This is a genomic window from Pseudarthrobacter phenanthrenivorans Sphe3 (assembly GCF_000189535.1).
In the GTDB taxonomy this organism is placed as follows: domain Bacteria; phylum Actinomycetota; class Actinomycetes; order Actinomycetales; family Micrococcaceae; genus Arthrobacter; species Arthrobacter phenanthrenivorans.
On the sequence record NC_015145.1, the window covers coordinates 1,289,431 to 1,301,575 of the forward strand.

Annotated in this window: 9 protein-coding genes; 6 read left to right on the forward strand and 3 right to left on the reverse strand. The window is 66.4% G+C overall.

The features are described 5' to 3' along the window. Positions 1–8 precede the first annotated feature (8 nt). Positions 9–1,487, forward strand: a complete 1,479-nt coding sequence (ahcY, locus tag ASPHE3_RS06035) for an adenosylhomocysteinase (RefSeq protein ID WP_013600344.1) — start codon at positions 9–11, stop codon at positions 1,485–1,487. A 63-nt stretch (positions 1,488–1,550) separates the two neighbouring features. Then, on the forward strand, positions 1,551–2,789 hold the full coding sequence (locus tag ASPHE3_RS06040) for a L,D-transpeptidase (protein WP_013600345.1): 1,239 nt from the start codon (positions 1,551–1,553) through the stop codon (positions 2,787–2,789). 2 nt (positions 2,790–2,791) lie between these two features. Here ASPHE3_RS06040 and ASPHE3_RS06045 read toward each other — a convergent pair whose 3' ends face one another. Beyond that, on the reverse strand, positions 2,792–3,592 hold the full coding sequence (locus ASPHE3_RS06045) for an RDD family protein (protein ID WP_013600346.1): 801 nt from the start codon (positions 3,590–3,592) through the stop codon (positions 2,792–2,794). A 71-nt stretch (positions 3,593–3,663) separates the two neighbouring features. Between ASPHE3_RS06045 and ASPHE3_RS06050 the strand changes: the two genes are divergently transcribed. Both ASPHE3_RS06050 and ASPHE3_RS06055 read left to right on the forward strand, forming a co-directional pair. Then, the gene (locus tag ASPHE3_RS06050; RefSeq protein ID WP_181405761.1) at positions 3,664–4,656 is read left to right on the forward strand and encodes a stage II sporulation protein M; all 993 of its coding nucleotides are present in this window, start codon (positions 3,664–3,666) and stop codon (positions 4,654–4,656) included. A 125-nt stretch (positions 4,657–4,781) separates the two neighbouring features. Further along, positions 4,782–5,903 carry a TIGR01906 family membrane protein gene (locus tag ASPHE3_RS06055; RefSeq protein WP_013600348.1) on the forward strand — a complete coding sequence of 374 codons (1,122 nt, stop codon included), beginning with the start codon at positions 4,782–4,784 and terminating at the stop codon, positions 5,901–5,903. Here ASPHE3_RS06055 and ASPHE3_RS06060 read toward each other — a convergent pair. Further along, complete coding sequence (locus tag ASPHE3_RS06060) at positions 5,894–7,723, reverse strand: AMP-dependent synthetase/ligase (RefSeq protein ID WP_013600349.1); 1,830 nt, start codon at positions 7,721–7,723, stop codon at positions 5,894–5,896. The two genes, ASPHE3_RS06055 and ASPHE3_RS06060, sit on opposite strands and share 10 nt — an antisense overlap. A 67-nt stretch (positions 7,724–7,790) precedes the next feature. Beyond that, positions 7,791–9,512: a dolichyl-phosphate-mannose--protein mannosyltransferase gene (locus ASPHE3_RS06065; RefSeq protein ID WP_013600350.1), complete on the reverse strand. Its 1,722-nt coding sequence runs from the start codon at positions 9,510–9,512 to the stop codon at positions 7,791–7,793. A gap of 47 nt (positions 9,513–9,559) precedes the next feature. On the opposite strand from ASPHE3_RS06065, the gene rsmI reads away from it, so the two are divergent. Together rsmI and ASPHE3_RS06075 are read left to right on the forward strand one after the other, a co-directional pair. Then, on the forward strand, positions 9,560–10,435 hold the full coding sequence (gene rsmI, locus ASPHE3_RS06070) for a 16S rRNA (cytidine(1402)-2'-O)-methyltransferase (RefSeq protein WP_041652002.1): 876 nt from the start codon (positions 9,560–9,562) through the stop codon (positions 10,433–10,435). A 200-nt stretch (positions 10,436–10,635) separates the two neighbouring features. Beyond that, complete coding sequence (locus ASPHE3_RS06075) at positions 10,636–12,135, forward strand: NAD-dependent succinate-semialdehyde dehydrogenase (RefSeq protein ID WP_013600352.1); 1,500 nt, start codon at positions 10,636–10,638, stop codon at positions 12,133–12,135. Positions 12,136–12,145 lie beyond the last annotated feature (10 nt).

Here is a 12,145-nt window from a genome sequence, read left to right on the forward strand (position 1 = left end):
GACCCTTCATGACTTTTGATTACAAGGTTGCCGACATCACCCTGGCGGAAGCCGGCCGCCACCAGATCCGTCTGGCCGAGCACGAAATGCCGGGCCTGATGTCGCTGCGGGAGGAGTTCGGCCCCACCCAGCCGCTCAAGGGTGCCAGGATCGCAGGGTCCCTGCACATGACGGTGCAGACCGCCGTCCTGATTGAGACCCTCACCGCCCTGGGTGCAGAGGTCCGCTGGGCTTCCTGCAACATCTTTTCCACCCAGGACGAGGCCGCGGCCGCCGTAGTGGTGGGCAAGGGCACCGTGGAGGACCCGCAGGGCGTCCCCGTCTTTGCCTGGAAGGGTGAAACCCTTGAGGAATACTGGTGGACCGCCGAGCAGATCCTGACCTGGCCCGGCGCGGACTCCAACCCGGAGCTCGGCCCCAACATGATCCTGGACGACGGCGGCGACGCCACCATGCTGGTGCACAAGGGCGTGGAGTTCGAGGCAGTGGGCAACGTACCGTCCGCCGACCCCACCGATTCGGAAGAATACGGCATCTTCCTTGACGTGCTCCGCCGTTCCCTCGAAGCGGACCCGAAGAAGTGGACCCGGACGGCCGCCACCATCAAGGGCGTCAGCGAGGAAACCACCACCGGCGTGCACCGCCTGTACCAGCTGGCTGAACAGGGCAAACTGCTGTTCCCGGCCATCAACGTCAACGACTCCGTCACCAAGAGCAAGTTCGACAACAAGTACGGGATCCGCCACTCGCTGCCGGACGGGATCAACCGCGCCACGGACGTGCTCATGGGCGGCAAGGTCGCCGTCGTCTGCGGCTATGGCGACGTGGGCAAGGGTGCCGCGGAGGCATTGCGGGGCCAGGGCTCACGGGTGATCGTCACCGAGATCGATCCCATCTGCGCACTGCAGGCCGCCATGGACGGCTACCAGGTGGCCAAGCTGGAGTCGGTGCTGGCGCAGGGCGATATCTTCATCACCACCACGGGCAACAAGGACGTCATCCTGGCAGAGCACATGGCCGGCATGAAGAACAAGGCGATCGTGGGCAACATCGGCCACTTCGACAATGAAATCGACATGGCCGGCCTGGCCCGGATCCCCGGCATCAAGAAGGTTGAAATCAAGCCGCAGGTCCACGAATGGGTCTTCGAGGCAGGAACTGCCGCCGAGCGTTCCATCATCGTCCTCTCCGAAGGCCGGCTGCTGAACCTGGGCAACGCCACGGGACACCCGTCCTTCGTGATGAGCAACTCGTTCGCCAACCAGACCATTGCCCAGATTGAGCTGTGGACCAAGAAGGACCAGCCGGCAGGCGAACGCGAGTACGAAAACCAGGTCTACGTCCTGCCCAAGGTCCTGGACGAGAAGGTGGCCCGCCTGCACCTTGACGCCCTTGGCGTGGAACTGACCGAGCTGACCAAGGACCAGGCCGAATACCTGGACCTTGACGTGGCCGGTCCCTACAAGCCCGAGCACTATCGTTACTAAGAAGTGAAGTGCCCGGGTGCCGTGCGCACCCGGGCTGTTACTTTCTGCGCCTAGGATCAACATATGGAGCCTGAAGTCCAATCCCGCCGCCCGGGTACCTTCAAAAAAATTCTCGTCGTGGTTGCGGTGTGCATCCTCGCGGCCGTGGGCGGGGTGTTCGCCGCCGTCGCGCCGGGCATCGCCCGCGGAGCGGTCGAATCCGAGGCAGGCTCCGCCGTGCGGTCCTCTCCTGGCATTGCGGCGCCGGTCATTGCACCGGTGAAAGCTGATGCCGCGCCGGCCAACGGCGCCAAGCAGGTGAATCCTGCAGCCCCGGTCTCCCTGAAGGTCACCAACGGCACCATCGAACGCGTGACCCTCACCAGCACCTCCGGGGTAACAGTGGAGGGGCGCATCGATTCTGCCGGTTCCGGCTGGACGGCGTCCGGGCCGCTCAAATTCAATACGGAGTACAGCTACACCTACGTGGTCAAGGACGGCGCCGGCCGCGAAACGAGCACCACACAGTCTTTCAGCACCGTGTCCAGTTCGCACGAGGCCGATGCCGCCATCTACCCGCTGGACGGCATGAAGGTGGGCGTGGGGCAGCCGCTGCAAGTCATCTTCAGCGAGCCTGTGGTCAACCGCGACGCCGTGGAAAAAGCCATCACCATCACCAGCAGCGCCGGGCAGGTGGGCGCTTTCCACTGGCACAGCGACACCATGGTGCGGTACCGGCCGGAAAACTTCTGGGCGGCTAACTCCACGATCAGCATGGACATGAAGCTCTTCGGGGTGGATCTTGGCAACGGCCAGATCGCCAACTTCAACAAGAAAGTCAACGTGGCCATCGGTGACAAGAAGGTGGCAGTGGCCGATGCCGCCGCGCACACCTTCACGCTGAGCGTCAACGACCAGGTGGTCAAGACCCTGCCCGTCAGCATGGGAGACAAGCGCTTCCCTTCAGCCCGCGGCTATGGGGTCCTGATGGAAAAGAAGCGCTACGACCACTTCCGGGCATCCAGCATCGGACTGAAGCCGGACGATCCCGCCTACTACGGTGACGTGGACGTGGAATACACCATCCGCCTCACGCTCAGCGGTGCCTACATCCACCAGGCGCTGGAATCCGCCTATCCGTTCATCGGCAATACGAACGTTTCGCATGGCTGCATTGGCTTCGCTCCCGACGGCGCCGCCTGGGTCTTTGACAACATGGGCACCGGGGACGTGGTCCAGATCGTGAACACCGAAGGCGACTACGCAGCACACGACGACGGGTTCGGTGACTGGAACATCCCGTGGAGTGAGTACGACAACTAGCGTCAGCCGCTGAAAGGCAGCCGTTGAAGCCGCTCGCCAACCTCAGTGTTGCGGCTGCGTGACCGGCTCAGCCGGCCCAGTTCCCTGGTCCGGCGTTCAGCAACGACGGCGGCAAGGTAGTCCTCCGGCCCTGTTCCCGGCGGCGGGGGCGGAGCCACGAAGGCAGACAGTTCGGTGGCTATCGACGCCGACATCCCGGAACGGGACAAGGGCGCCATCCGTCCTGCCTGGCGGAGGAACTGGGAAGCCCTGCGCGCGGTGGCATCGGGAATCCGGCCAATGTCCGCGGCCGCCGCCCAGGCGCGCAGCCCCGGCGGAATTAAGACCGGGACCGGCTGCTCAACGGGCACGCGGGTGCGGATGGCGTAGGTGCCGGCCATCAGGTCACCGAGCCGCCGCGACCTGTCGTTAAACAGGGCCACCGCGATGGCGAGTCCTCCGAAGGTCAGGTAAATCTCGAGGAATCCCGTGAGGCCGCGGATGACGGCGTGGCGGAAGCGGATGGCGCCGCCATCCTCACGGACCACCCGCAGGCCCGCGGCGAGTTTTCCCAGGGACAGCCCGCGGCTCAGGGTTTCGACAGCCACCGGCACGATGACCAGGCAAAAGACCACAGCGGCCAGGACCAGCGCCCGCGAGGCTGCCTCGTCCAGGTCCTCGCCGGCTGCCGCGAGACCGATCAGGAGGGCCACGAGCAGTACGGCATGGAAGGCCACGTCCAGGAACAGCCCCAGGGCCCGGGCAGCAAACGATGCCGGACGCAGTTCCAGGACCACGGCCTCGCCGGTGACAATCGAACCCACAGTTCCTCCCCAATCTTCCGGCCGCTGGTGCCGTCGCTCAAAGTCTAGTGTTGTGGCACTAGGCTGGTGCCGTGGATATGGACGCCTTCTCCGCTGTTAACGCGGATAAGTGGGCACGGCTGAACCAGCTTGCCACCAAGGGCAGGTTGACCGGGCGTGAAGCTGACGAACTGCTGGCGCTCTACCAGTCCACGTCCGCGCACTTGTCCCTGATCCGGTCGGTGGCCCCCGAAAGCGGGCTTTCCGCCTCTCTTTCGGCAACCCTGGCGCAGGCGAGGACCAGGTTCACCGGGGCCCGCTCCAACCTTGCGGCCGACCTGGCACGGTTTTTTGCAGTGGCGCTCCCGGCAGCGTTCTACCGGCTCACCTGGCTCACGCTGGCCTGCGGAGCGGCGTTTACGCTTATCGGGGCAGCGTACGCCCTATGGATCGGCACGTCCCCGGAGGCGCTGCGGGCGGTTGCCTCCGAAGCGGCCGTCCAGCAGTACGTCGAGGAGGACTTCATCGACTACTACTCCGAGAACCCGGCAGCGTCCTTCGCGGGAGCCGTCTGGACCAACAATGCCTGGATCAGCGCGCAGGCCGTTGCCTTGGGCATCACTGGCGTCTGGGTTCCGATGATCCTGTTCAGCAACGCCCAGGGCGTGGGCATTGCAGCAGGACTCTTCGCCGCGTCCGGCAAGACAGACGTGTTCTTCAGCTACATCCTTCCGCACGGCCTGATGGAACTCACCGCCGTCTTCATTGCCTGCGCCGCAGGACTGCGGATCTTTTGGGCCATGGTGTCCCCGGGCCCCCGGACCCGGGGGCGGGCAGTGGCTGAGGAGGGCAGGTCCCTGATCACCGTGGCGCTGGGACTGGTGCTGGTGCTGTTCGTCTCCGGCCTGGTGGAAGGGTTCGTGACCCCGAGCCCTCTCCCGGTCTGGGCGAAGATTGGCATTGGCGCTGCAGTCCTGGCTGCCTACTGGATTTATGTTGTGCGTTGGGGGAGGCCGGCCTACCTCGCCGGGGAACGCGGCGACCTCCGGCGGGAAGACGCGGGGTACACGGAAATCGCTGCCTGAATCGTTGTAATCCCGCCGGGGTGGTTCCTCGCACAGCCGAAGGACCGGACGGTAGGCTCGTCAACAGATAGAGCGCGCCGGCCGGGCACGGCCTGGCGCGGAAACACGACGGAAGTGACGCTGCTGTGAAAGACGAAAGACCGGCCCGCGCCAAAAGCGCCGAGCCGCAGCCGGAACCTCTCCTGGACCCGTCCGGGGACTCCGACGAGCCCGCGTTTTCCTGGCTGACCCCTGCCGCCGACGATTCCGGTGCAGCGTCCGGTTCCTCCCGCGCACCCGGTACCGGCTCCGCCCCGGTTGCCGGCACTGCCGGCACCCAAGGCACTGCCGGCCCGGCCAGTACCGCCACCCCGGACGGACCCGCCGTGCCGGAAACCCGGGCGGACCGCAAAGCCGCGGAAGCCGCCGTCGAACCTGCCGAAAAGGAAAGCTCGCCGGTCTTCAAGGAGCCGCTCCCCACCTCCGCGTTGCAGGTCCGGCCGCCGGAAGAGGAAGTGGAACGCCGCAACGCCCAGCGGGAAAGCGCCGCCAACGCCAAACCCGTGGCTCCGCGCGTGATGCAGGTGCTGCTCGCCATTTTCTTCCCCGTGATTCTGCTGATCCTTGCCGTCAGGGCTGTCACCAGTCCGCTGTTCCTGTGGGTGGAATACAACCGTCCCGGTTTCCCGGGTGACGGGTACGGATTCAATACCGATGACCGGATGACCTACGGCTCCTACGCCGTGGACTACCTCACGAACTGGTCCGGGCCCCGCTACCTGGGCGATCTGGTGCACCGCGGCGGCGACAAGTTGTTCAAGGACGGCGAAGTCAGCCATATGGCCGACGTCAAGCTGGTGATCCTGTCCACCTTCGGTGCCGGCGTCCTGCTGATCCTGGTGAGCCTTATCGCCATCCTGTACCTCCGCAAGCGGAGCGCCGGGGGAGTGCGGCGGGGCCTGTTCGCGGGGTCCCTGGTCACCCTGGTCCTCATCCTGGGCCTGGGCACCCTGGCGGTGCTTGGCTGGCAGCAGTTCTTCACGGAGTTCCATCGCGTCTTCTTCGCGGACGGGACCTGGACCTTCAGCCTGGACGATACCCTGATCCGGCTGTTCCCTGGACAGTTCTGGATCGATGCCGGCATGGTGATTGCCGTCCTGGTGCTTGTGACGGCGCTAGTGACGCTGATCCTGACCTGGCCCACACGGCGCCGCCGCGGCCTGGTCAAGGAGGAGCCGGCGGCAGGGCAGCCTGCCGATCAGGCGTAGAGCCTGGCGATCTCCTCGCCGTAATCGCGTACGACGGCGGCGCGCTTCAGTTTGAGGGAGGGCGTGAGGTGTCCTGATTCCACGGTGAACTGGGCGTCTATGAGCGAGAAACTCCTGATGGACTCAGCTTTGGATACCAGCAGGTTTGCCTGGTCCACCGCCTCCTGGACCGCCGCAAGAACCTCGGGATCGTTGATCGCCTCGCTCGCGGGCAGGGACGGCAGCCCCTGCTCGGAGCGCCAGTTGTCCATGCCCTCGGGGTCGAGTGTCACCAGCGCAGAAATGAAGGGCATGCCGTCGCCCACCACCACGGCGTGGCCCACCAGATGGTGGGCACGGATCTTTTCCTCGAGCGGGCCCGGTGCAACGTTCTTTCCGCCGGCGGTGACCAGCAGGTCCTTTTTCCTGCCCGTCACGGTGAGGAACCCGTCCGAATCGATCTGCCCAAGATCCCCGGTCCGGAAGAACCCGTCCACGAAGGCCTCGGCGTTGGCAGCCGCGTTGGCGTGATAGCCCTTGAAAACCCCGATCCCCTTGACCAGGATTTCGCCGTCTTCCGCCACCCGGATGGTGGTGCCGGGAATGGGTATCCCCACCGAGCCCACCCGCGTCCGTGACGGAGTGTTGGCCGTACATGGTGCCGTGGTTTCGGTCAGGCCGTAACCTTCCAGCACCGGGATCCCTGCACCCCGGAAGAAGTGGGCGTCCTCGAGGGCCAGCGGGCTCGCCCCGCATACGGTGTACCCCACCTGGCCGCCCAGGGCCTGCCGCAGGCGGGGATACAGCAGCCGGTCGAAGATGCCGTGCCGGATCCGGCAGAGCAGCCCGGGGCCGTTGCCCTCGCCGCGGTTTCTTTTGTCCTCCGCCTGGGAGTATTCGATGGCTGTCGCTGAAGCCGCTTTGAAGAGCCCGGCCTTGCCCGCCAGGGCGGCTTTGTGCGCCGCGGTTGCCCTGACCTTCTCGAAAATCCGGGGCACCACCAGCAGGAAGGTGGGCCGGAACGTTTGCAGATCGTCCAGGAGCTGGGCGGCTCCCGGGGTGTGGCCCAGCGTGGCCCCTGCGGCAAGGCAGACCACCTGCACTGCGCGGGCCAGGACATGGGCCAGGGGCAGGAACATCAGCGTACGGGCCTGATCCTGCAGCAGCGGTTCCGGGAGGAACGCCACGATGTTCTTGGCCACCAGGGCGAAGTTGCCGTGGGTGATTTCGCAGCCCTTGGGATTGCCCGTGGTGCCGGAGGTGTAAACCAGCGATGCGACGTCGTCCAGGCCTGCCCGGCTGCGGTGCCGCTCAAGCTCGGCGTCGGTGACCCCGGCCCCGGCGGCGGCGAGGCTGGCAAGGTCCGGTGCCTCGCCGTCGTAATCCATCCGCACCACGTTGACCAGCCTGTCCCGGAGAAGGGCCGAGCCGGCCACGACATCCGTGACCAGGTCGACGGTTGGGCGATCCCCCGCAAAGACGCGGCGCACCCCCGCGTCACGGATGATCCACTCCACCTGCCGGGCGGAGGACGTCTCGTAGATGGGAACCGTAACCCCGCCGGCAAACCAGATGGCGAAATCCACCAGCGTCCACTCGTACGAGGTGGGGGACATGACGGCCACCGTGTCGCCGGGCTCGATTCCGCCGGCAATCAGGCCTTTTGCCAGGGCGCTGACGTCCTGGAGAAAGGTATGGGCGCTCACGTCCACCCACCCGTTGGGCCCCTTCCGCCGGTACAGGGCATGGGCAGGGTTGGCCGCATGCTGTTCCAGCAGAAGGTCAGTCACGTTGCTGGCGGCATCAAGCTCAACCAGCAGTTCAGTGCTTGCTTCTCTCACAGCAGGTCTCCGTTCCGCTGCCACGCCGCGGCAGCGGCTCCATCGGGGGGTCTGATGCCATCCTGCCCTAGATCCAGGACGGCATCCACATCCGGACCTTCCAGGCGTCGTAGGGGATGACTTCGGCAGTCCAGATGGGGTAGAAGAAGGCCGAGAGCAGGATGACGGCGCTCACGAAGAGGGCCACGAGGTAGAGGCCGGAACGCCGCCGCCATGGGGGATCGGCTGCCCTTCCCAGGACCAGCCCCAGGCAGTACACCAGGGCCAGGATCAGGAAGGGCTCGAAGGAGACGGCGTAGAAATAGAACATGGTCCGTTCCGGATAAAGGAACCAGGGCAGGTACCCGGCGGCCACGCCGGCGAGCACCGCGCCCGCCCGCCAGTCCCGCCGCCCGGCCCACCAAAAGAGGAGGACCACCAGGGAGACTGCGGCGCCCCACCAGATCAGCGGGTTTCCCACCGAAAGGATGGCTGAGGTGCACTTTTCCACGTCGCAGCCCGGGGTGCCCGGCTGGGGGGATTCGTAAAAGAACGACGTCGGCCTGCCGAGTACCAGCCAGCTCCAGGCGCTCGCCTCGTACGGGTGCTCCGAACCGAGGCCCTGGTGGAAGGTGTACGCCTCCAGGTGGTAGTGGGCCAGTGATCGGACAGAATCCGGAAGCCAGTCCCACCCCGCAGCGGGGTTGCTCTGGGCCCACCGGCGGAAGTAGGCGTCCTCTGACCTGAACCATCCGGTCCAGGTTGCCGCGTACACGAGGCCGGCCACGGGAACCATGCTGAGGAACGCCGGGATGCCGTCCTTGATGATGCCGCCGCTGATCCAGCCACGCACTCCAGCCACCCGGCGGGCATTCAGGTCCCACAGGACCGTGAGCACTCCGAAGACGGCCAGGAAGAAGAGGCCGGACCACTTGGTGCCCACGGCCAGCCCCAGGCAAAGGCCCGCCGCCAGGCGCCACCAGCGGATACCAAGCCACGGTCCGGGGAGAAGCTGTGCCGCCGTCGGCCGTCCTCCGCCGCCTGTGGCAGCCCGGGCAAGGCGTGCCGCCAGGCGCCGCCTGCCGTCGTCACGGTCCAGGAGCAGGGCGCCGAACGCGGCCAGGACCCAGAACATCAGGAAGATGTCCAGCAGGGATGTCCGGGACATCACCAGGTGGTGGCCGTCCACGGCCAGGAGGAGCCCGGCGGCGGCCGCCAGGGGAAGCGACCGGAAGAGCTTCAGGGCAATCAGGGACAGCAGCAGGATGGACAGCGTGCCGGTCAGTGCGGCGGCGAAGCGCCAGCCAAAGGGGTTCTCCGGGCCGAAGATCCACATGCCGGCGGCGATCATCCACTTGCCCACCGGTGGGTGCACCACGTACTCGGGGGAGTCCAGCAGCACGCCCGGGTTGCCGGCATTGAAGGCGTCGTTCGCCTTGTCCGGCCAGCTCCGTTCGTAACCACTGATCAGATACGAGTATGCGTCTTTGACGTAGTAGGTTTCGTCGAAGACCAGCTTGGGCGGCACTTCGAGCCGTACAAACCTCAGGATGCCTCCGGCTGCTGCCGTGAGGACCGGAACCAGCAGGAGCCATACCCTCAGCGAAGCGGGGTAGTCGCGCCATCGCGGTCCCGCCCCAAGGAGCCTGGCCAGGAGGGAATCTTCGGTGAACGCCTCGTCCGGCCGGCTGAGCCAGGGGCGTGCGGCGCGAACCTCCGTTGTCTCCGCTGTCCCGTCGGATTCGGCTGGCGCGGGGGCGGAGGGTCCGGTCCCGCCCGGCCGCGTCGAGGTCTGCGTCACGAGCCCCATGCTACCGTTTGCGGCCGGCAAGTCCCCCGCAGCAGTAGGCTGGAGGCGTGGACCCTAACCCCAACACAGCTCCTGATTCCGGCCCTGCGACTGCAGGGCGCATCGTGCTCGCAGCCACTCCCATCGGGAACACCGGTGATGCGTCCGCCCGGCTGGTGGAGCTCCTGGGGACGGCGGACATCGTTGCTGCCGAGGACACCCGACGCCTGCACCGGCTGGTCCAAAGTCTGGGTGTCACGGTGGCGGGCCGCGTCATCAGCTACCACGAGCACAACGAGGCCGCCAAGACCGCCGAACTTCTTGAGCAGGTACGGGCAGGGAGCACCCTTGTCATGGTCACGGACGCCGGGATGCCCTCGGTCTCCGATCCCGGTTTCCGCCTGGTGGAGGGAGCGGTGGCGGCCGGCCTGACAGTGACGGCCGTTCCCGGCCCCTCTGCCGTTCTCACAGCCCTGGCGCTGTCCGGCCTCCCCACGGACCGCTTCTGCTTCGAAGGCTTCCTGCCGAGAAAGGCTGGCGAGAGGGCGTCCCGCCTGGCAGACCTGACGGGGGAGCGGCGCACCATGGTGTTCTTCGAGGCCCCGCACCGGCTTGAAGCCATGCTCCGCGCCCTGCGGGACCGGTTCGGCCCGGACAGGCCTGTAGCGGTGTGCCGCGAACTGACCAAGACCTACGAGGAGGTGATCCGCGGAACCCTGGCCGAGCTGCTGCAGTGGGCGGAAACCAGTGAAGTGCGCGGAGAAATCGCAGTGGTCCTGGGCGGAGCGCCGGACAAGGCGGCCGGCGAACCCGCGGACCACGTGGCGGCCGTCAACGAACTCGTGGCCCAGGGCATCCGACTGAAAGAGGCCGTGGCCGCCGTCGCCGAGGATGTCCGGGTGAGTAAGCGCGAACTCTATTCCGCCGTCCTGGCCGCCAGGTAAAACCGGCGGCTCCCGGTCCCGCTGCCAGCCACTGGAGCTGGCTGTGCAGGTGCACAGGAGGTTGGCTTTTGGGCAGTGCGTAAAGGCGTAGACCCGGCAGGGGCGCGGCAGTAGTCTGGCAACTAATCAGCCCGGACCCAGGCAGCTGTTCCGGCCGCCCCAGGCGGGCTGCAATTACCCCTACTGACAAGGGAGTCATCGTGACTGTCACTGCACAGCCGGCCGTTTCCGCAGACCGCGAAAGCGCCCTTCTGGCCACTGTTCCTACAGGCCTGCTCATCAACGGCGAATGGCGGGACGCCGCCTCAGGGAAGACCTTCGACGTCGAAGACCCCGCCACCGGGAACGTCCTGCTCAGCATTGCTGACGCCGGCGCCGAGGACGGAAAGGCTGCCCTGGACGCTGCCGCAGCAGCCCAGGAGTCCTGGGCAAAGGTCCCGCCGCGGGAACGCGGCGAGATCCTCCGCCGTGCTTTCGAACTCGTCACCGAACGTGCCGAGGACTTCGCGCTCCTGATGACCATGGAAATGGGCAAGCCCTTGGCTGAAGCCCGCGGCGAGGTCACCTATGGTGCCGAGTTCCTGCGCTGGTTCTCCGAGGAAGCCGTCCGCGCGTTCGGCCGGTACTCGGTGTCCCCGGACGGCAAGTCCCGGTTGCTGGTGACCAAGAAGCCGGTGGGCCCGTGCCTGCTGATCACGCCGTGGAACTTCCCGCTGGCCATGGCCACCCGCAAGATCGCCCCGGCAGTTGCTGCCGGCTGCACCATGGTCCTGAAGTCGGCGAACCTGACCCCGCTGACCTCCCAGCTGTTCGCCGCCGTCATGATGGAAGCGGGCCTGCCGGCGGGTGTCCTGAACGTGATCCCCACGTCCACTGCAGGTGCCACCACCGGGCCGCTGATCAAGGACTCCCGGTTGCGGAAGCTCTCCTTTACCGGCTCCACCGAGGTGGGCCGCCGGCTGCTGGCCGACGCGTCCGATACTGTCCTGCGCACCTCCATGGAGCTCGGCGGCAACGCACCGTTCCTGGTGTTCGAGGACGCCGACCTGGATGCCGCCGTGGCCGGGGCCATGCTCGCGAAACTCCGCAATATGGGCGAGGCCTGCACCGCTGCCAACCGCTTCATCGTGCATGAATCCGTGGCGGCGGAGTTCGCGGAGAAGTTCGCCGCGAAGATGAAGGAAATGACCACCGCCCGCGGCACCGAGCCGGAGTCCAAGGTGGGTCCGCTGATTGACGCGAAGAGCCGCGACAAGGTCCATGAACTGGTGTCCGACGCCGTAGCCTCCGGCGCGAAGGCCGTCCTGGGCGGCGGACCGGTGGAGGGCCCCGGCTACTTCTACCAGCCCACCATCCTCTCGGGTGTCACCGAAGGCACCCGGATCCTGTCCGAGGAGATCTTCGGGCCCGTGGCACCGATCATCACTTTCAGCAGCGAAGACGACGCCGTGCGGCTTGCCAACAACACCGAATACGGCCTGGTGGCCTACGTCTTCACCAAGGACCTGAACCGCGGCATCCGGATGGGCGAAAAACTCGAAACCGGCATGCTCGGCCTGAACGCAGGCGTGATTTCCAACGCCGCGGCCCCCTTCGGCGGCGTCAAGCAGTCCGGCCTGGGCCGCGAAGGCGGTCTCGAAGGCATCGAGGAATACCTGTACACGCAGTACATCGGCATCGCCGACCCCTACGCCGGATAACGCTTGGACG

Coding starts and splice junctions, on each gene's coding strand:
- ahcY (WP_013600344.1), top strand. CDS start 9: ATGACTTTTGATTACAAGGTTGCCGACATCACCCTGGCGGAAGCCGGC.
- ASPHE3_RS06040 (WP_013600345.1), top strand. CDS start 1,551: ATGGAGCCTGAAGTCCAATCCCGCCGCCCGGGTACCTTCAAAAAAATT.
- ASPHE3_RS06065 (WP_013600350.1), bottom strand. CDS start 9,512: ATGGGGCTCGTGACGCAGACCTCGACGCGGCCGGGCGGGACCGGACCC.